This is a genomic window from Paraburkholderia sp. CNPSo 3281 (genome assembly GCF_024206515.1).
Taxonomy (GTDB): Bacteria; Pseudomonadota; Gammaproteobacteria; order Burkholderiales; family Burkholderiaceae; genus Paraburkholderia; species Paraburkholderia nodosa.
In genome coordinates this window covers 1-19,994 of sequence record NZ_JAMBPS010000005.1, presented here as the reverse complement: position 1 = coordinate 19,994, position 19,994 = coordinate 1, and the positions used below count along the sequence as shown (strand labels likewise).

Here is a 19,994-nt window from a genome sequence, read left to right as displayed (position 1 = left end):
AACAGCAGTTGACGCCTGATACAGGGGCGTCAACTGCAAAACTGCATTTCAGGTGAGGCGCGCGAGCGAATCGTTGCTGAATCCGAGAAACGGCTCGCCAAGGCGGGCACGCCGGGCCCAGTTCGGGTCGTGCAGAAGCGAACGTCCTACGCCAACAAGGTCAAACTCGTTGCGCGAGAAACGATCCAGCAGTGGTGTTAGGTCGGGTTGCACCGATGTTTCGGCTCCGGCCATGGAATCGTAGTAACCCTTATTAATACCGATTCCGCCCACCGCCATAGCATACCGGCCGGTCACTTTCTTTACCCAGCCTGCGAGATTCATCTCCGAGCCCGGGAATTCCGCGCGATTGAAATAACGCGTACTAGCCTCGAAGATGTCGACGCCAGCATCTGCGAGCGGTGCGAGGATCTGTTCGAGCTCGTGCGGATCGTTGGCGAGGCGCGCACGGAAATCCTGCTGTTTCCACTGTGAAAAGCGGAATGTAATCGGCATCGTATCGCCGATCGCTTCGCGTATCGCGCGCACGACTTCGGCGGCAAAGCGGCTGCGCGCCACGAGATCCCTACCCCATTTGTCCGTGCGTTGATTGGTCTCAGCCCAAAGAAACGCATCGATCAGATAGCCGTGCCCTCCGTGGATGGCAATGCCGTCGAATCCGGCGGCCTTCGCAAAAGTCGCGCTTCGACCGTAGGCGGCGATGACGTCCGCGATCTCGGTGTCGGCCATTGGTCGGGTTGGTGGCATGACCCGTTCCATGTAGCCCGCGTTGAGAGAAGTCGTACGTCCGGACGGTCCCCACAGTCCCGATGGCCGCAGTGGCGCGGCGGCGGGGAAGGGCCCCGTGTTCGCCTCTTTCATCGGTCCCATATGCCACAGTTGCGGAAAGATCACGGCGCCGCTTGCATGAACTTCGTTCGTCACTCGCCGCCATGCGGCGACCGATTCTTCCCCGGCGAGTACGGGAATCGAATTCTCGCCGAGTCCGGCTTCGCCTAGCGCCGCCGGATGATCGACACCGACACCTTCCGTGATGATGAGGCCAGTCTCGCCCTGCGCGCGCCGCTTGTAGTAGGCGGCGACGTCACTGCCGGGCAGTCCGTTGGGAGAAAAACCGCGAGTCATGGGTGACATGACGATACGGTTGGCAAGCGTGACGCCTCGAACAACGAGTGGCGTAAAGAGCGATCCGATGTCCATATTCATTCATATAGTTGACTTGTGTGCGAATAATGATACGCTATGTCCTGCCGATGAAAAAGGAATATTGGCGCCGGTCACCAACGGCGTTGAAGAGGAGAGTGGCATTGGAACAAGCACACGCACTGGCGGTAGACGCGCTTGAAGAGGGCGAGGAAAAGTCCATTCCGGAGGGCTTTGCCTTGATGCCGGAATTTGGCCCCTTCCATCAGATGTTCGGTCCTACTTATTTTCGCAAGAGCGAGCGTGGACACGTCGTCGGAATGTACGTGCGCGAGGCGCATCGGAATCTCGGCCAGATGATGCACGGCGGCGCCGTTTGCATGCTGGCGGATACGGCCATTACGTGGGCAAGCAAGTATTCGCGTCAACCGGCTGTAAGGGTGTTGACGACGGGCTTGACGGTCAACTTCATGGGCAACGCGGAACCTGGCGACTGGGTGGAAGCCCATGTCGACGTTCTGCGCTCTGGAAAACGGGTGATTTTCTCGGACTGCCGGATCTGGGCCAATGCGAAGTGCATTGCCCAGGCATCCGGGCAGTTTCAGGTGATGGGGGAAGTCGGCGGCTAGTCTGCCGGCGAGGCAGGCGCGCGGCGAACGTTACTGCATTGCCCTGGCCCGAACCTTATCGAGCGTTGCTCGATACCTCCAGGCGGTCAACAGGATCCGATGAATCCGCTCGGCCCTACGCTTGCGTTCAGCGCGCGTAGTCTGGATCGCGAGGTGCACTTCGGGGGCGCCAGTGACCAGCGTGAGGAGATCACGTGCCGCGTTCGCAGGATCGTCGATGTCGATCATTCCATTCGCCGCTGCGGCTTCCAGAACGGCCGTAAGCGGTTCCAGCATCGTCACCACGAACTGCAGAAACTGCCTTGCGACATCCGGAAAACGTATCGCCTCGCCAATGACCATGCGTGAAGTGTGAATGCTGTCCGGTATTGCCATGTGCTCAACGAGCGCATCGATAAGGCAAGCCAGGTTGGTCGAAAAGTCGCGGCCGGGCTCCAGGTGCTCATCGAGCTTGCCGCGCAAGTCGGACATCCCGCGCCAGACGATTGAGCGAAAAAGCTCTTCCTTCGTGCCGAACTGGCGGTAAACGGTAGTTTTGCTGACGCCGGCCAGTGATGCGATTTCCTCGACCCTTGCGGCGCCGAAACCCTCCCTCATGAAGACCGTTTTGGCGGCGTCGAGCAGTCGCTCGCGCAACTGGAGCGCGTCGTCGTGGGTGGGCCGGCCGGCCGTTCGAGGTTTGCCCGCCGCAGCGAGCCGCGAGGCTCCGCCGGGAGCCTGAACTGCCATAGGTTTGGACATTGTTGAGCGTTTGATGACGGAATTAGGGCATCAGTATACTCAGGAGCGCGAGGGGGTGCCAATACTGGCACCCCCTAGGGTCCAAAGTGCTCGCGGCCGAAATCAAACGTTGATCATCCCACGCACATACGACTCCATCGTGCCCGCGCAAGAGAGCTTGTCTTCGCCTTCTTCGAGGTCGGCATAGCGGCCGACCTGCCTGACCAGCGGTCCCTGGAGGCCGTCGGTGTTCCCCGCTGGCGAGAAGTCCATTGTGACTTTGTCGCCGGTGATGAAGCCGCCCCAGTATCCATCGGCAAGCAGGTCGAAAAACGCGAAGCGGCCCTCGACAACGCCGCGCCCGTCCGACGGATTCAGTAGCTGCTCACCTGCTTTGTCGAGCACGAACGGAACGATCCAGGGGCAGATTGCGTAGCCCTGCGCCACCTCCGACCAAGGGCCGGTCCCGATCATTTCGGACATGCCATAGCTGTTCTGGACGTTCTCCGGGCGAATGCCATAGAAGCGTATGATCTGCTCCCGATAGTCGGTGGGCGCCGAGGTTCCCTTCAATCCGCCGCCGGTCGTGATCACCGTGTCGGGGTGGCAGATTCCATCGGTGATGCCGCGCTGGCGGGCGCGCTCCACGAGCGTCCAGTGTAGCGACCAGTTACCCTGTACGAGAACAGGAACTTTGCGCTGCGCGACAAGCCTGTCGAGAAAGCCGTCGATCATCGCGCCAGTATGGCGCTGCCGTGCCACTGCATGCTCCTGAAAAGCTGCGACTTCACTGGGTTTGGCGGAACCGTCGGCAATGGCACGACGCATGCGGCCCATCGAGATCGTTGCGGAAGCAAGCACCGGCTCGTCGAACATCAGCGTGCTTTCGGCGCCAAGTCGCTTCGCAGCGCCAAGTACCGGTTCGATGTGACGATGCGCGCCGGCAGGCGGCATCATCAGGAATACCGGGCGCTTGCCGAAATCACGGCGGATCAGTTCGTTACCGTGAACGCCGAGTTTCACACACGACTCGGTGACGTTCTCTAGATCGGCTCGCGTCTGGTTGATGAAGCTGCATTTCCCGGACGTGCCGCTCGAGCTGAACACGTAGTGTCCCGCTTCGCGCAACCGGCCCATCCACGCGTCGACGTCCGCCACGCCCGTCATATCCACTTCGCTCACCGGGGTGCTGGAAAGCGTCTGCAGCCAGGCCGCCAGGTGCTTCCAGCGGCCGTTGTCGATGAATTGTTCGGGGTAGCTCTTGTAGATCTGATGCGCGAACAGGAGAGGAACCATGTCCTCATGGCGGTTGATGGTTTCAACGCCCATATCGTCCGCGCGGCGGCGCAGCAGCCTGATCTGGTTGCTGCGCTCGGCGAAACGCTCCTTCATGGCGGCGAGCTGAAGCTCGCGAAGGTTCTCAGGGTGATTGCGGAACGGATCGGCGTCATCGCGAAGCATTGCGTAAAATGAGTCCAGTGCGGACATGTCGTCTCCCGGGCAACGAGCTTCTGCAGCGTTAGCGATCAAAGTCAGTGGAACTCGACACGTCGAGCCACGCTTCAAGATTGTCCTGTACGGACGCGAGCTTCTTGCGGACGACGTCGACTGCATCCGGGCCGAGCGGCAACCGCAACGGCGGGTTCTCCGCAGACACCGCGCGCACGACGGCGGCGGCGGCCTTGGCTGGATCTCCCGCCTGCGTGCCGTGGTAGCCACCCATCATCTGGCGCATCTTGCCCACCGTTTCAGCGTACGCAGGCGATTCGATCTCGCTCCATTTCAGCGAGCCACCCGCGAAATTCGTGCGAAAACCGCCGGGTTCGACGATGGTCACGTGAATTCCGAACGGCTTCAGTTCTCGCGCGAGCGATTCGGACAGGCCTTCGATCGCGTGTTTCGAGGCGCAATAGAAGCTGCATCCCGTAATGCCGATAACTCCGGCCACCGAGGAAAAATTCACGATATGCCCGTGCTTTCGCTCGCGAAAATGGGGCAGCACGGCGCGGATCACGTTGACCGTGCCGAACACGTTGGTATCGAAGAGCTGACGCGCTTCCTTGTCGGAAACCTCTTCGAATGCGCCGAACAGGCCGTAGCCGGCATTGTTCACGAGAACGTCGATGGCGCCCGCCCGGCCAATGGCCTGCTCGACGGCGCGGGGCACCGAAGCGGCGTCGGTGACGTCGAGCAACACGCCGTAGGCGCGCCCGGGCGCGAGATTCTCGAACGGCGCTATCTGCGTGTCGTTACGCACGGTGCCCACCACCTTGTCACCGCGTGCGAGGACCGCTTCCGCAAGGGACCGGCCGAAGCCGGACGAAACTCCCGTGATGAACCACACGGTCGGATTTGTCGTTTGCTCAGTCATTATTGAGTAGGTCTACGTAGTATTGGGAAGAATTGGCTCATTTGGCAATACGGGCTTCGGTCATATCCGCAATTTCTCCGCGGACATAGGCGTCGATCGTTCCGGCACACGACAGCTTGTCGTCGCCGCCGGGAAGATCCTTGTAGCGCACCACGTCGCGTATGATGGGCGTTTGCACGCCGTCAATGCCGTGGCCGAACTCCAGGGTGACCTTGTCCCCGCTAATGACCCCGCCCCAACGGCCGTCGGCGAGTAGATCGATCATCGCAAGCCGTCCTTCGACGACACCTTTTCCGTCACGCGGATTCAGCAACTGCTCGCCGGTGGAATCGAGCACAAGAGGGACGAGCCACGGCGGCACTGTCCACGCCTTCGCTTGATGGAACCACGGGCAGAACCCCGATACTTCGCCCATGCCGTATCCGTCGTTGAAATTGGTCGCGTTGAAATTGAAGAAGCGTTCGCACTGCTGCTGGAAATCCTCCGGCAAATTCGCACCCTTCTTGCCGCCGCCGATACTGATGATCGTGTCGGGGTGGAAGTCGCCGTCGGGAATGCCTCGTTCACGAGCCGTGGCTACGATCTGGTAGAGCATGCCCATCATGCCCATGATGAACATCGGTTCATGGCGTCGCTCGAGCAACTCGTCGATGAAGCGCCGAAAGTCGGCTTGCACGCGCTCGGTCCGTTCACGATTTTCGCTCTGGAAGGCTTCGATTTCGCTGGGCAACGCGGTGCCGTCCGCAATCGCCCGCCGCATGCGCGCCATGCGCGTGGTCTGGGCGGCGCTTTGTGGCACATCCGACATGTAGTGAATGTCGCCAGGCAGTGCAATCGATTCGGCGAACTTCGCCATGCGCTCGGTGCCGGTGTAGGACCCGGAAGAGGGCGTCAAAAGGTACGCGGGATAACGGCGCGACCGATCGCGCATGGAGCTTGCCGCCCAGCGAATACCCTGGTCGAGCAGGCGCCAGCCGAGCTCACGGTCGGTTTCACTCTGGTAGATGAACGACTGCTTGCCCGAGGTGCCGCTCGAGCTCATCACATAGTGGCCGTTGCGGCGCAACTCGTTGATCCAGTCGTCGAGATTGGCGACCTTACTGTAGTCGAGCCCATCGATCTTGTTCGTCGTAAGGGTTTGAAGCCATGCCGTGAGGTGACGCCATTTGCCGTTTTCGATGAACGAATCGGGATAGCTCTTGTAGACGGCGTCGGCGAATAACAGCGGAACAGCGTCATCCAGCGTGCCAAGTTCCGTTACACCGGCTTCGCTGGCCCGTTTGTCGAGAATGCGAATCTGTTGACGGCGCTGCACGAAGCGCTCCCGTACGGCCTGCAGCTGTACGGTATGGAGGTTCTCGGGCGCGTTGCGAAAGGGGTCCTGCAGATCCGTGAATTGCAGGAGGGAGGAAAGGGCATGCATTATCGCGTCTCCTCCTGGTTCGGACCCGATTCCTCCGAGATCCATTTCATGAACCGGTGGATCGGGAACATGCCGTCATGGGGGTAGCCACCAACGCCATCGGAAATCGATTCGCCCAAAGCGACCATGCGCTGCACGCCTGCGCACGCAAGGGCGTCGCGCACCTCGGTTACCCGATGCGGCGGATAGATGCCGACGGTCTGCGTCGCTACAGTCGCGTAGCGCGCTCCGTCGCGCAAGCTGCCTACGGGAATGACATTGACGGTCTTGCAGATCGGATGGAAGTCAACCATTTCGTCCGAGCGCACGACGAGACCCTTGCCGTCGTAGCCACCGAACACGCGATAAAGCGGCTCCATTTCACGCAGCACGTCGACGGCTTCACGAATGTCGCTCGGCACCAGAGGGCCCCGGCCATCGCCATAGCGGTAGTCCTCGCCCAGCGCGAGAGCGAGTTGCTCGCAGTAACGGTCGGCGTCGTCTTCGTCGCCTTCGATGAACTGATAGCGGCTTGCGTTGCACGCATCCTGGTTGAACGACAGCACATCGGCGGCGCCCGCACGCGCGACCTCACGCAGAACTTCGCTGGAGCTGAAGGCCTCGCGGCCGATCAGGGAGATCGACACTTTGGGGTCGAAGGCAACCAGTTCCAGACCCGGCCCGGCGTAGCGCGTCACGTGGCGTACCGCGCTCTCGCCGCCCCAAACGACAATCTTGTCGAAGTACTGCGGGCGATAAAGAATGGACTCGACGTTCTCGTCGCCTCCGCGCCAGTAGGCGGCGGAAAAGGACTGCGTGACGGGATGGTTCGGATCGATTTCGGCCATCGTGCGCAGAATCGCGGTGGCCGTGAACAGGTCGTTCGACGGCAGCTTGAGCAGATGCACGCCTTTTGTCAGCGCGGCGCGCATGACGGTCATGGCCGCAACCATCGGCGAGTTGCCCGCCAGAATATGAACGAGCCTCGGCGGGAAGGCGCGCAGACGGCTAGGGCGGCCGCGCAGCGTGCGTTCTACCCAGCCGTCGACGAGCCTCGCGTCGCCAAGGCTCACACGCAACTCGTCTTCGATTACCTCGCGCAAAAACAGGTTAGGTAGATCCCGATAGCAGTTCTCGAGGATCCGGCGTCCCAGGGGACTGACCTTGATCATCGATTCGAGTGCGGCCTGCATGAGCGGATTGACGTCGAGATGCAGGCGGGGACCGAGCTCGACGAGGAAATCAATAATCTGCTCGACCGGCACATCAAACGCTGGACCCGACTCCGCACGCGGCCAGACGAGGTCATCCAGTTCGATTTTGGGCGTACAGAACCCCTGACCGAGATCTCGCGAAACGTGCTTGATCGCGCTTCCGGTGATCATACGGCCGCGGTAGACATGCGCAACCGGCAGCAGCGCGGAAGCCGACGCTTGCGTCGACGTCTCGGCCGGTCTTGCGGTTGTTTCAGTGTGCTCCATGAACTGCTCCTTTATCAATTGAGTCAAGCGCTGAGCTTTGGCGGATTCGTCGCTCAATTCGGGCATGGACGTAGCCGTTCAGCTCAGGTTGACGATCATTCGCTCGAGAAGACGTTTGACGGTTGCGACTTCGTCCATCGTGAAGCCGTGAAGCTGGCGGTTGCTCGTTTCCACGATGTGCGGCAGGGTCTCGCGCAGCAATCCACGGCCGTTTGCCGTCAATGCGAGTTCGACGCTGCGTCTATCGGAAATGCTTCGGATTCGCTCGATCAATCCGCGCTTTTCGAGTGAATCGAGCTTCCGGGTCATTGCGCCACTGTCCGCGAGAAGGATGTGGCAGAGTGCGGTGGGCGTGCGTGCGCGCTCGTCGTAGAGCGCTTTCAGGATGCCCCACTGGAGAGCGGAAAGTCCGCTGGCGGCAAGCTTCCGGTCGATTTCGTTGCCCAGCAGAAGGTGAACCAGATTCATCTTGAAGGCCACGCTTTCTTCAGTTCGGTATTCCTCCGGGGCGAGCATTCTTGCCGGTGCGGCACCGGCGAAGTCATGGACCAGTGCGGGTGCGTCAAGGAGATTCATCAGGTACCTGCCAAAAAAGTATCTGCATCTGTAAGCAACTATATGCACGGCATTCAAAATATGCAACGCTCGACCAGGTGTGGTTTTCCCCATGTTGCGGTCGAACGACTCTGTGCGCGACGATGCGCACGCGGCTTGCGTATTTCAATCGCCAGGGGGAAATCTTGTCTGCATTTGCTGTGATGAGTGACATGTCGTTGCCGGTCACGGTGGAAGGCGTGACCGCAGAGTGGCTCACGTCGGCACTCGCGTTTCGCTTCGCGGGCGTGGAAGTGACTTCGTGCAACCACGTAGCCGTGTTGCCTGGGACGTCGACGAAAGTGCGCGTGGCGCTCGAGTACAACGATGTGGGCAGGGAAATGGCGCTGCCTTCGCGCATGATCGTAAAAGGTGGCTTTCAGGATCACAGCGAGTCAATGAAGGACATGTACCGCAATGAAATGCGGTTCTATCGTGACGTTTTGCCATTCATAAATATGAACGCGCCGAAATGCTTCTATGCGGGCGCGGATCCCGATCGATGGCAATCTGTCGTCGTGATGGAAGACCTCGAGCAGCGCGAGGCTCGCTTTTGCAGGGCGCAGCGATCGCAACGCTACGAAGAGGTGGAACGGCGTTTGAGTGCGATGGCGCGCTATCACGCGCAAACCTGGAACAGCGCCGAATTTGAAATGGGCGGCCGCTTTGATTGGGTGGGGGAGCGTTTTTCCGACTGGTCGCTGGAATATCAGAATCGCTATCTGGAACCGGATGTGTGGGCCCACTACGTCTCGCTTCCGCGAGGGGCCGCCGTGAGCCGGTACCTGCACGGTCGTGAATGGATGGTGGCAGCGCTCGCAGACATTGCGAGCCAGCACAAAGGAAAGCCCGTGTGTCTCATTCATGGCGACACGCATCTAGGCAACCTGTTCGTCGAGCCAGACGGAACACCAGGCTTTTTCGATGCTCAAGTAAGCCGGGCGCCGTGGAGCCTGGAGGTTGCCTACCACATAGGCTGCGCGCTCGATATCGAAGACCGTCGCGCGTGGGAGCGGCCGCTGCTCGAGCACTACTTATCGCAATTGGCAACTGGCGGAGTCGAGGCGCCCTCGTTCGACGAAGCTTGGGAAGACTATCGACGCGATCTGGCATACGGCTACTTCATCTTCGCCATCAACGAGACACACTTCCAGACGGAGGCGGTGAACACAGCCTACGCGGCGCGCTTTGGCGCGGCATTGGTGGATCACGGAAGAGTAGGCTCAGGTGATCGCAAAGGACGATAATGCAACTATGTGTTGCATTATCGTCCTCATGAGACTAAGCTTGGTCGAAAATGCCGACTCCAGCGCGCGCGTATGGACAGCCACACCGGGCACACAAGCGCGCGAATGCTTTGAGTGGCGAGCGACTACATCATTCGACTACAACATGCCTTCTCCAAAAGTTTTTTATCAGCGTTTGAGCGGCAAGATCGCGATCGTCACTGGCGCGGGGTCGCTCGGGCAAGGTTACGGCACGGGCAAGGCGATTGCCTGTCTTTTTTCGGCTGAGGGCGCGTCCGTGTGCCTTGTCGATCAGCAGTACGAAAGGGCTGCCGAGACACTCGCATTGATTACCGAATCCGGCGGTGAGGGGTTCGTCTGCACGGGTGACATCACGGATGCAGCCGTGTGCGCGCGAATCGTCGAAGAGACCGTTGAGCGATATGGTGGCCTGGACATACTCGTGAACAACGTCGGAATTTCAGGCGCGCCGGGACGGTTGCAGGATATCGACGAGGCGTCGTGGGACCGCGTGATGGACGTGAACCTGAAGAGCGCATTCCTGATGAGTCGCAGTGCGGTGCCAAAGATCGTGGCGCGCGGAGGCGGGGCAATCGTCAATATCAGTTCGGTTGCTGGCATACGCAGTCACGGGTCAGCCGCGTACGGTTCATCGAAGGCAGGCATGGTTGCGTTCACACGCGAGTTAGCGGTGATGTACGGCCGTGAACATGTGCGTGCCAACGCCATCGCGCCGGGGCACATCTTTACACCCATGGTGCAGAGCATGCTCAATGAGAAGGCGCGCGAGCGGCGCCGCAAGATCGCACCACTTCCGCTGGAAGGAGACGCGTGGGACGTTGCGTCTGCCGCGCTGTTTCTCGCAAGCGACGAGTCGCGATTTATTACCGGCACATGCCTGCCAGTGGACGGCGGCGTGACGGAGATTGCGGCACTTGCTGCTTACGATCTCGTTGGACAATAGTTGGGCCGTGCGCGCTGGGCGTGCACGGCGCTTTGTTGTGTTGTTCTGCGGGCGGATTTTTCTGGTAACTTAGCGTTGCCGAAATGACCCCGTTACAGGAAACGGCACCTGTATGGCGTTGACGCGAGCCGTAGAGCTACCGATCACGTCATGTCGCCTATGGCTCGTTACGAGCATTTGCCATCTGGCACGCGGGTCTCAACCGAACGATGATGGTATGGGTGCTCGCAAGACCGCCGATTCACTTTTTGCCGCACTCGCGGACGCTACCCGGCGACAACTGTTGTCGTTGCTGGGCGCAGGTGCGCAAAGCGCGCCCGGGCTGGCGCGCGGACTGAACATATCGCGCGCGAGTGTGCTCGATCACCTGGGTGCACTCGACGAGGCGGGCTGGGTCGATGTGGCTCACGACGATAGCGGCGAGGCGCTCTATTCGAAGCGCGCGCACGCCGAAGCGCAATTCCTCGCGGAGTGCGTCGCGTTGCAGACACCGGTAAGCCCCGAAGCTGGCGACGCCCTCGACGCTCAAGCCGCGGCGTGGGCGCGCGAGTGGCCGGCCGAAGACGCGAACGTCTATCTTATCGGGCAACGACTGCTTCGGCTGTCGACACACATCGACCAGGCACTCAAAGAGGCCGCCGCGAGCCAGGGCGTGCTGGCTGCCGAGTTGTTGCTGCTGGACGCGCTGCTGGTTTCGGGGCCACCTTATACACAGTCGCCGACGCAGCTTCAGAAGCCGCTGGCGATGACGCTTGGCGGCATCACGAAGTGCGTGAGCCGCTTGGAGCAGATGGGCTTGGTGGAGCGAACGCCGGACCCGGCGGACGGACGCGGAATTCTCGTGCGAATGAAGCCGCGAGCGCGCAAAGTCCTCGAAAACATTCTCCGCGAAGGGGCATACGGAACCGACTGGGTGGCGTCCAGTCATATGGCGCCGGAACGGCGGGCTGCGCTCTCGATTCTATTGCGCGAACTTCAGCTATTTGCCGACGCAGAGGCTGTGCGTCGAAGCAGCGAGCGCCGCTGATATCTTCTCGTCGAACGCCGTCGGCGCCAAATGTCCCGTTGCGCTGCGCAGCGGTTCGCTACGCAGCACTCACGCCGGCACCCTTTGCCGGCCATTTCTCTCATCTTCGTCCAGCCACGGTGAGCTGACCGGGCCTACGCCGCATGTCTTCTTGCAGCGGGATCGCTCGGCAGCAATAGTCGCCGAGGCGAATTTCCTGCGCACTCTCCGTAAAAACACCTGGTGGAATCGAATTACTTTCCCAGTAAAGTAAGTTCCAGGTGCTCGACATGAGCAGATCACTCACGCAAAACGGAGATGCGATCGATGAGAGCCGCATATTTCACGGGCGTAGGTTCGCCGCTAGAAGTTAGGAGTCTTGCAGATCCAACTCCGGGTGTGGGCGAAGTTGTGTTGGAAATTCACCGCTGCGGGATTTGCGGATCGGATCTTCACATGACGGACGGGCACGCGCCGCACTTCACGCTTCCGGAAAATTCGACACTGGGTCATGAATTTGCCGGAGAAGTGATTGCGATTGGAAAGGGTGTGGAGAAGTTGAGGGTCGGAGATTCTGTTACGGCGCTCCCGTTCACGGGTTGCGGGCATTGCGTCACCTGTCTTGCGGGAAAGCCTAACTTTTGTGCGGAGTTCAAGGGCGCCGCGGCTGGGTTTGCGCAGTATGCCGTCGTCGCGGAGCGTGTCGCGACGAAGCTTCCCAAGACGCTGAGCATGGAGGACGGTGCACTCATCGAACCGATGGCGGTTGGCTTGCACGGCGTCTCGCTCGCGAAACTGACGCCGGGTGCGAAGGTGCTGGTGATTGGCGCAGGCCCCGTGGGGCTCGCAGCGACTTTCTGGGCGCGGCGGCTCGGCGCGGGACGCATCGTTGCGACCGCTTCCTCACTACGCCGCGAGGCGCTCGCGCGGCATATGGGCGCCGATGCGTTCGTTGTACCCGACGCCGCGCAAGATCTGTCGACATTGGCCGCCGATGTGCTTGAAGGTGCACCGGACGTCGTATTCGAATGCGCGGGACAGAAGAACCTGATCGCGAAGGCGATTCAGTGTGTCAAGCCGCAGGGCGACGTGATCGTGCTCGGCTTTTGCACGGTCCCCGATCAATTCGTTCCCGCTGCGGCTGTGTGGAAGGAAGTGCGGATCCTGTTCGCTGTTACATACAGCATGCGGGAGTTCACGCATGTCGCGAACGTGTTCGACGCGGGCCATGTCGAACCGCGCATGATGATCACGGATCGCATTTCGCTCGACGCACTGCCTGAAGTTTTTGAAGCACTGCGCAATCGCTCGACGCAATGCAAGGTCATGGTGAATCCATGGCTCAGCTGAAATCGTGGAGGGACTATCTTGCCAGGCTCGGCGAGGCCGAGAACTTGCTCGAACTGACCGAAACGCCTGACGACCCTCAAACGCGGGCGGATTTGTATCGTCAGTTTCAGATGAACCTCTCGCTTGCGTACTTCATCTATTTCCAGTCCGATCCACTTCATCCCGACTGGCTGCCCTTCCTGAACTCGGTGTTCATGCTGCAGCCAAATCCGGACGACACGTACTTCATCGCCCCACTACGCGGCGACCTGCGATACCGGCTTGTGGGAGAGCGTGGAAGCGTGCATCTGCTGACGCTCGATATCGGCCGCGGCATCATGGGAACCACCGACGAAATCCATCCTCCGCTCGGTCAATTCGATCTCGACGATCTGGAGATCGACGACGACGGGAACTTCCAGGTGCTGTTGAGTGCGCAGCGGCCGGTCGGTTACGAGGGTAACTGGCTGCCGCTACATGGCGAAGCCGACTTTGCGATGCTGCGCCAGCGTTCCTATGCGTGGGGTACGGAGCGCGACGCGCGTGTCGCCATCGAGTGTCTTGACGCGCCGTTCACGAAGCCACTGATGGGGTACGAGGACATCGCGCGGCGAACCGGCGAACTGATGAACTATGCGGGCCGGTTGTCACGCCGTTGGCTCACACATATGCAGCAACTGCGTGCACGTAGCAAGGTGAACGAATTCGAGTTCTTTATCTTCGGCGGCGGTCTCGCGAAACAGGCTTACTGGCAGGCGATTTTCGACTTTGGTCCCGACGAGGCGCTGATCCTTGAAACGGCATTGCCGCAGACACAACGCTACTGGAACGTGCAGTTGAATGACGCGCTTTTCAACACGCTCGACTTTATCGATCATCAAAGCAGTCTCAATGGACATCAGGCTCACGTCGACGAAGACGGGCATTTTCGCGCTGTGATTGCTCATCGTGATCCGGGTGTGCCGAACTGGCTCGATACCTGCGGCATCAATCGCGGCACGGCGATAGGCAGATGGTATGCGTGCAGTTCGGAGCCTGTCCCGACGCTCAAGCGTGTGTCATTGGCTGACGTTCGCAATCACCTGCCAGCGCAAACTCCTATTGTTGACGAGAGCGAGCGTGAGAAGCGCTTGCGGGAACGACGCATCGGCGCGCAGTTGAGGCGGCGTTGGTAAGTACAACAAATGTTTTAAAGGAGATGCCACATGTCATTGCCTGGACGATTCACAGGCGCGGAGGATGCGCTCCATGCTGCCGCTAGCGGCGCAGCCGGCTTGAACGATTTCGGAGTCGGCGCGGAGTACATGCCGGGTCTGACGCAGCTTTTGATTGCGCTCGACGACGACGGTCCGCGCTTCGCACCCGGAGGGCGCGAGTTCGTCTGGAATGCGCTGGTCGGCGCGCTGATTTCGCGCTTGGTGCTCGTAGATGGCCTACGCAAACATGCCGGCGCCGTGCAGAAAATTCCGCGGCGCCCGCTCGTCATAACGGGAATACCCAGAACAGGCACAACAGCGTTGCATAAGCTGCTCTCGGTGGATCCTCAGTTCCAGGGGCTGGAAAAATGGTTGACGGTCTTTCCGCAGCCTCGCCCCCCGCGGGAGGCGTGGAGCGGCCATGCACAGTTCCGGGCGACCGCGGCCGGGCTCGAAGCCTTCTTCAACGCCGCGCCTGAAATGCGCGCAGCGCACAACATCGTGGCCGATGAGGTGGACGAATGTCTCGAGATCCTCAAGCAGGGATTCTGCAGCAACCTCTGGGGGTCGTCATTCCGCGTGCCCCAATACGATAGCTGGTGGCGCGAGCAAAGCGAGTTGCCCGCATATCGCTACTTCGCGAAGGCCATTGACTTGATTGGAGCGCGCGATAGCGAGAAGACGTGGCTGCTGAAGAATCCCGGCCACATCATGCAGTTGCCCGCTCTCTTCGAGGTCTTTCCCGATGCCTGTGTCGTGCAGACGCACCGCGACCCGACGCAGGCACTCCCTTCGCTCGCGAGTGTGCTGACGATGGCGCGCCGCGTCTCCGAGGGCGAGCGAGTCGACAAGCACGAGATCGGCCGACGGGAAGTTGAGAATTGGGCGAGAGCGAGCGAAGCGGCAATCGAGGCGCGTGCGCATTTACCCAAGGGGCAGTTCGTCGATATCCGGCAGAAGGACTTTCAGGTCGACCCGATCGGCGCGGTGAGGCGGATCTATAGTCACTTCGGTTTCGGGCTGAGTGCGGAAACAGAGAAGGCGATGCGCGAGCGTGTCAAGCAGAATCCGGAGCGCGCTCACGGTGCCCATGGCTACACGCTTGACGAATTTGGTCTCGCCGCGGATGCGATCAGGGAGTGCTTCTCCCGCTACATGACCACCTATGGGCTCGACAGATGAAGACTGCTTCGCTTTCGCCGTTTTCCGGCTTCCTCCAGATTGCCTATGTCACGACTGATGTGGACGAGGCGATTGCTCGCTTCGCTTCTGAACACAACGTTCCGGCGTGGGCGCGGTTGCCCGGAATTGAAATCGAGTCCATGGGCGGCCGCCACTGCAAGCTGAATATCGCCCTCGCGTTCGTTGGACGAACGCAATTGGAGTTGATCGAACCGCTTTCGGGCGACGATCGCATCTACCGCGAGGCGTTGCCTCAAACGGGTTTCGCAATTCGTCACCATCACATCGCCCAGTTGATCGAAAGCGAAGCCGCATTCGATACGCAACGAGAGCAAATGGCTGCGAGAGGTGTGCCCATTGTTGTCGACGGCCAGTCGTCGGGCGCGGCCCGCTACTTCTACACGGATCACCGCGCTACGCTGGGGCACTATATCGAACACATCTGGTATACGCCCGCGGGTCTCGCAGGAATGGAGCAATTGCCGCGCAACGGGGCACTGCGATGAACGTACTCGAAGAGGCGTTCGCGCTGGATGACGACCATCGCCTCGCTGCTCGCATCGCGACGGCGGCCGGTGATGCGTTGAACGCGATACGCGCATCGGCGGTGCTTGCCGGCAAACCTCTGGGCGCAGTCGGCGACGCTACGGCCAATGAGCTTATCGCGCGAATCATCGGCCACGTACGACCTGACGATGGCTTTCTCTCCGAGGAATCGGTGCCGGACCCGAAACGCCTTATTTGCAATCGGGTGTGGATCATCGATCCGCTCGACGGCACCCGCGAGTATGGTGAGCGCATCGAAGGGCGCAGCGACTGGGCGGTCCACGTTGCGTTGACCGTGAGAGGTAAGCCGGACGCATGCGCGGTCGCGCTACCGGCTTTGGGGATAACGTTCGCAACCGGCTCGCCGGCAACCTTACCCGCTGCGCCACAAGGGCAACTGAAAATTCTCGTTAGCCGCACCCGGGCACCTGATCTTGCACAGAAGGTCGCGGAACGCCTGAACGCTGAACTCGTGCCGATGGGCTCTGCAGGCGCCAAGGCAATGGCGGTCGTGCGAGGCGAGGCGCACGCCTATCTCCATGCCGGTGGTCAATACGAGTGGGATTCGTGTGCGCCGGTGGGGGTGGCACTCGCTGCTGGCCTTCACGCAAGCCGCATTGACGGCAGCACGTGCATATACAACGGCGCAGACGCCGCGATGCCGGATCTGCTCATCTGTCGTCGCGAGGTTGCCGAATCGATACTGGGCGCTATCGCGGCCTCGCAATGAATCGTTCCTCCTGAAGGACCTGTCATGCCCACTTTGACTCACCTGCGACGGCTCGAAGCCGAAAGCATTCATATCATGCGAGAAGTCGTTGCAGAAGCAGAGCGACCGGTGATGCTTTATTCGATCGGAAAGGACAGCGCCTGCATGCTCCATCTCGCGAAAAAGGCGTTTCATCCCGCACCGCCACCGTTTCCACTGTTGCACGTGGATACCACGTGGAAGTTTCGCGACATGTACGCGATGCGCGATCGCATGGCGCGTGAGACGGGAATGCAAATGATTGTTCACCAGAACCCGGAAGCAAAGGCACTAGGAATCAATCCGTTCGATCACGGATCGCAAGTCCACACGGATATGTGGAAGACCCAGGGTCTCAAGCAGGCCCTCGACAATCACGGTTTCGATGTGGCCTTTGGCGGAGCACGCAGAGACGAAGAAAAGTCGCGCGCGAAAGAACGCGTCTTTTCGTTTCGCAGTGCAACACATCAGTGGGACCCGAAGAACCAGCGGCCCGAGCTATGGCGCCTGTATAGCGTGCGCAAGAACAAGGGCGAGTCGATTCGTGTGTTTCCGATCTCGAACTGGACTGAGCTTGACATCTGGCAGTACATCTACCTTGAGAACATCCCAATCGTGCCATTGTATTTCGCAGCGAAACGGCCGGTAGTGCAGCGGGACGGCGTGCTCGTGATGGTCGACGACGACCGTATGCCACTCAAGCCGGGTGAAAGGCCGGAGGAGAAGATCGTGCGCTTTCGCACGCTCGGCTGTTATCCGTTGACCGGTGCAGTGGAGTCGCGCGCCACGACTCTTCCGCAAATCATTCAAGAGATGCTCCTGACGACAACCTCGGAACGGCAGGGCCGCGTTATCGATCATGATGGGGCGGCTTCGATGGAACGAAAGAAGCAAGAGGGGTACTTCTGATGGCACACGTCTCCGAACTCATTGGCACCGACATCGAGCGGTACTTGAAACAGCACGAAACGAAGAGCTTGCTTCGATTCATCACATGCGGGAGCGTAGATGACGGCAAGAGCACACTGATAGGCCGTTTGCTGTACGAGTCGAAGATGCTGTTTGAGGACCAGCTCGCGGCACTCGAAGCCGATTCCAGGAAGGTAGGTACGCGTGGCGGCGCGATAGATTACGCGTTGCTGCTGGATGGCCTGGCGGCCGAACGCGAGCAGGGCATTACCATCGATGTCGCCTACCGGTTCTTCTCGACGGATCGCCGCAAATTCATCGTAGCCGATACGCCAGGCCACGAGCAGTACACCCGCAACATGATCACGGGAGCATCGACGGCCGATCTGGCCATTATCCTGGTCGACGCCCGCAAGGGCATGCTGCAGCAAACTCGCAGACACAGCTATCTTGTGTCGCAGATCGGTATCCGCAACGTGGTGCTCGCGGTCAACAAGATGGACCTCGTCGACTACTCGCGCGAGCGATTCGATGAAATTTCGCGCGAATACTGTGACTTTGTGGAGAGGATCGGTATTCGAGGGGTAACGGCCATTCCGATCTCCGGCGTGAACGGCGACAACATCATTGAGAAAAGCGAAAAGACTGCGTGGTACGACGGTCCTTCATTGATGCATCACCTCGAGACTGTCGAGATCGACGAGGCGCGCTTGCAAGCCCAGCCCTTCCGCTTCCCGGTCCAGTGGGTCAACCGTCCCAACCTCGATTTTCGTGGTTTCGCTGGAACGATCGCATCCGGCGCGGTGCGTAAGGGGGATCGCGTACAGATACAGCCCTCGGGACGGGAGAGCACCGTAGCCCGAATCGTGACGGCAGATGGCGAGCTCGACGTGGCCTACGCTGAACAGTCCGTCACGCTCGTGCTTGCTGACGAAGTGGACGTTTCTCGCGGCGACCTGATTTCGACAGTCGATTCGCCCGCACAGGTCGCCGACCAGTTTGAAGCGACACTCGTGTGGATGAGCGACGAGCCTATGCTGCGCGGGCGCAGCTATTTGCTCAAACTCGCCACGCGGACCGTTACGGCAACCGTAATGCCACTCAAGTACAAAGTGAATGTCAATACGCTCGAACACGTGGCTGGCGAGACGCTTACTTTGAACGAAATTGGTGTCGCGGAAATTGAGCTTGACCGCGCGATTGCCTTCGATCCGTACGAGCATAACCGCGAAACGGGCGGTTTCATCGTGATCGATCGCATGACCAACAATACGGTTGGCGCGGGCATGTTGCGGTTCGCGTTGCGCCGCGCAAGCAACATCCATTGGCAGGCGCTTGAGGTCGACAAGCGCGCGCGGCGGGTGCTGAACGGGCATCAGAGTGGCGTTGTCTGGCTTACCGGACTATCGGGGGCGGGCAAATCGACCATTGCCAATCTGCTGGAGAAGCGCCTGCATGCAATGGGAAAGCGCACTTATCTACTCGATGGCGACAACGTCAGACATGGGTTGAACAAGGATCTCGGATTCACGGCCGAGGATCGCGTGGAGAATATCAGGCGCGTCGCCGAGGTGGCGAAGTTGATGGCCGACGCGGGCGTAATCGTGATCACTGCCTTCATTTCGCCGTTCCGTTCCGAACGAGGCATGGCGCGCGATCTCATGGAAGATGGCGAATTTATTGAAGTTTTCATCGATACTCCCCTCGAAGTGGCTGAACAGCGCGACCCGAAGGGCCTCTACAAGAAGGCACGCTGCGGCGAGTTGAAGAACTTTACCGGCATCGATTCGCCCTACGAGCGTCCGCAGAATCCGGAAATGCGCATAGACACCACGAAATCGTCTCCTGAAGCGGCCGTGGGAGCGATCTTCGACAAACTCCAGACGGTGGGCTTCCTCGACGTATATCGAGGCACCCCACTTTGAGCCGGCGGCGGTCCGTGCGCGTGGAGGCGCTCGTTCATGTGGCGCCTTCACCACCGCCGCCGTTCATATTGTTATACGTCATTCATTTATATATACTCCTCGCTGTCACCTACGGGAGATGCTGGAAGCGATTCCCGTGTTGATGGCGCCCTCGACGGGCAAGAGTCCAACGAGCATGGCGACGTTACGAGGCCAGGGAGAGAGTGGGGATGGCGGAGGAGAATCAGCAAGGGCACGGTCCACGCGAGTCGATGGAATACGACGTGGTGATCGTCGGCGGCGGCCCCGCCGGGCTGTCCGCCGCGATCCGCCTGAAGCAGCTGGCCGCGGAGAAAGGCGCTGAAGTCGGCGTTTGCGTGCTGGAGAAAGGCTCGGAAATCGGGGCGCATATCCTCTCGGGCGCGGTCATGGATCCGCGTGCCTTGAACGAGCTGATGCCGGACTGGAAAGAGCAAGGCGCACCGCTGAACGTGCCCGTGACCGAGGACAAGTTCCTTTTTCTTTCCGAAACGGGGGCTAAATCGGTGCCGAACTGGGCGCTGCCCGACAACTTCAAGAACCACGGCAACTATGTCATCAGCCTCGCGAACGTCACGCGCTGG

Annotated in this window: 19 protein-coding genes and 1 pseudogene; 13 read left to right on the top strand and 7 right to left on the bottom strand. The window is 60.1% G+C overall.

The genetic code is table 11. From position 1 onward, the window contains the following. Window positions 1–48 precede the first annotated feature (48 nt). On the bottom strand, window positions 49–1,200 hold the full coding sequence (locus M3I56_RS07645) for an NADH:flavin oxidoreductase (RefSeq protein WP_254353262.1): 1,152 nt from the start codon (window positions 1,198–1,200) through the stop codon (window positions 49–51). Between the two features lie 101 nt (window positions 1,201–1,301). Here M3I56_RS07645 and M3I56_RS07640 point away from each other — a divergent pair, with 101 nt between their 5' ends. Next, on the top strand, window positions 1,302–1,772 hold the full coding sequence (locus M3I56_RS07640; protein WP_254353261.1) for a PaaI family thioesterase: 471 nt from the start codon (window positions 1,302–1,304) through the stop codon (window positions 1,770–1,772). A 30-nt stretch (window positions 1,773–1,802) separates the two neighbouring features. On the opposite strand, the gene M3I56_RS07635 is transcribed toward M3I56_RS07640, so the two are convergent. From M3I56_RS07635 to M3I56_RS07610, 6 genes are all read right to left on the bottom strand, one after another. Then, on the bottom strand, window positions 1,803–2,513 hold the full coding sequence (locus tag M3I56_RS07635; RefSeq protein ID WP_254353260.1) for a TetR/AcrR family transcriptional regulator: 711 nt from the start codon (window positions 2,511–2,513) through the stop codon (window positions 1,803–1,805). 102 nt (window positions 2,514–2,615) lie between these two features. Further along, window positions 2,616–3,980, bottom strand: a complete 1,365-nt coding sequence (locus M3I56_RS07630; protein WP_254353259.1) for a hypothetical protein — start codon at window positions 3,978–3,980, stop codon at window positions 2,616–2,618. 31 nt (window positions 3,981–4,011) lie between these two features. Next, window positions 4,012–4,863 (bottom strand): oxidoreductase, encoded by an 852-nt coding sequence (locus tag M3I56_RS07625; protein ID WP_254353258.1) that lies wholly within the window; start codon window positions 4,861–4,863, stop codon window positions 4,012–4,014. A gap of 37 nt (window positions 4,864–4,900) precedes the next feature. Next, the gene (locus M3I56_RS07620) at window positions 4,901–6,331 is read right to left on the bottom strand and encodes a hypothetical protein (protein WP_254353257.1); all 1,431 of its coding nucleotides are present in this window, start codon (window positions 6,329–6,331) and stop codon (window positions 4,901–4,903) included. After that, window positions 6,286–7,746 (bottom strand): acyl-CoA reductase, encoded by a 1,461-nt coding sequence (locus tag M3I56_RS07615; protein ID WP_254353256.1) that lies wholly within the window; start codon window positions 7,744–7,746, stop codon window positions 6,286–6,288. Before M3I56_RS07615 ends, M3I56_RS07620 begins: the two co-directional genes overlap by 46 nt. Before the next feature lie 78 nt (window positions 7,747–7,824). Further along, window positions 7,825–8,415, bottom strand: a complete 591-nt coding sequence (locus M3I56_RS07610; RefSeq protein WP_254353255.1) for a MarR family winged helix-turn-helix transcriptional regulator — start codon at window positions 8,413–8,415, stop codon at window positions 7,825–7,827. A gap of 29 nt (window positions 8,416–8,444) precedes the next feature. Here M3I56_RS07610 and M3I56_RS07605 point away from each other — a divergent pair, with 29 nt between their 5' ends. The 12 genes and pseudogenes from M3I56_RS07605 to M3I56_RS07550 all read left to right on the top strand — a co-directional run. Beyond that, window positions 8,445–9,587, top strand: coding sequence for an ecdysteroid 22-kinase family protein (locus M3I56_RS07605; RefSeq protein WP_254353254.1), 1,143 nt, complete (start codon window positions 8,445–8,447; stop codon window positions 9,585–9,587). A gap of 40 nt (window positions 9,588–9,627) precedes the next feature. Further along, window positions 9,628–10,551, top strand: coding sequence for an SDR family NAD(P)-dependent oxidoreductase (locus M3I56_RS07600; RefSeq protein ID WP_254353253.1), 924 nt, complete (start codon window positions 9,628–9,630; stop codon window positions 10,549–10,551). 112 nt (window positions 10,552–10,663) lie between these two features. After that, complete coding sequence (locus tag M3I56_RS07595; protein ID WP_254353252.1) at window positions 10,664–11,578, top strand: ArsR family transcriptional regulator; 915 nt, start codon at window positions 10,664–10,666, stop codon at window positions 11,576–11,578. Between the two features lie 297 nt (window positions 11,579–11,875). Further along, window positions 11,876–12,268 (top strand): annotated as a pseudogene (locus tag M3I56_RS41000) (alcohol dehydrogenase catalytic domain-containing protein); the annotation flags it as partial. Between the two features lie 21 nt (window positions 12,269–12,289). Then, complete coding sequence (locus M3I56_RS07585; RefSeq protein WP_254353475.1) at window positions 12,290–12,907, top strand: zinc-binding dehydrogenase; 618 nt, start codon at window positions 12,290–12,292, stop codon at window positions 12,905–12,907. 44 nt (window positions 12,908–12,951) lie between these two features. Beyond that, a complete protein-coding gene (locus M3I56_RS07580) occupies window positions 12,952–14,061 on the top strand; it encodes a DUF1214 domain-containing protein (RefSeq protein WP_254353251.1) in 1,110 nt (369 codons plus the stop codon). 30 nt (window positions 14,062–14,091) lie between these two features. Further along, window positions 14,092–15,264 (top strand): sulfotransferase, encoded by a 1,173-nt coding sequence (locus tag M3I56_RS07575; protein ID WP_254353250.1) that lies wholly within the window; start codon window positions 14,092–14,094, stop codon window positions 15,262–15,264. Then, window positions 15,261–15,770 carry a VOC family protein gene (locus M3I56_RS07570; RefSeq protein WP_266228870.1) on the top strand — a complete coding sequence of 170 codons (510 nt, stop codon included), beginning with the start codon at window positions 15,261–15,263 and terminating at the stop codon, window positions 15,768–15,770. Before M3I56_RS07575 ends, M3I56_RS07570 begins: the two co-directional genes overlap by 4 nt. Further along, the gene (locus M3I56_RS07565) at window positions 15,767–16,540 is read left to right on the top strand and encodes a 3'(2'),5'-bisphosphate nucleotidase CysQ (RefSeq protein ID WP_254353248.1); all 774 of its coding nucleotides are present in this window, start codon (window positions 15,767–15,769) and stop codon (window positions 16,538–16,540) included. The genes M3I56_RS07570 and M3I56_RS07565 overlap by 4 nt, the downstream gene beginning before the upstream one ends. Window positions 16,541–16,564: 24 nt before the next feature. Then, window positions 16,565–17,467, top strand: coding sequence for a sulfate adenylyltransferase subunit CysD (gene cysD / locus M3I56_RS07560; protein ID WP_254353247.1), 903 nt, complete (start codon window positions 16,565–16,567; stop codon window positions 17,465–17,467). After that, window positions 17,467–19,392: a sulfate adenylyltransferase subunit CysN gene (gene cysN, locus M3I56_RS07555; RefSeq protein WP_254353246.1), complete on the top strand. Its 1,926-nt coding sequence runs from the start codon at window positions 17,467–17,469 to the stop codon at window positions 19,390–19,392. Before cysD ends, cysN begins: the two co-directional genes overlap by 1 nt. A gap of 209 nt (window positions 19,393–19,601) precedes the next feature. After that, window positions 19,602–19,994: NAD(P)/FAD-dependent oxidoreductase (locus tag M3I56_RS07550; protein ID WP_254353245.1), on the top strand; the 393-nt coding region annotated here is incomplete at its 3' end.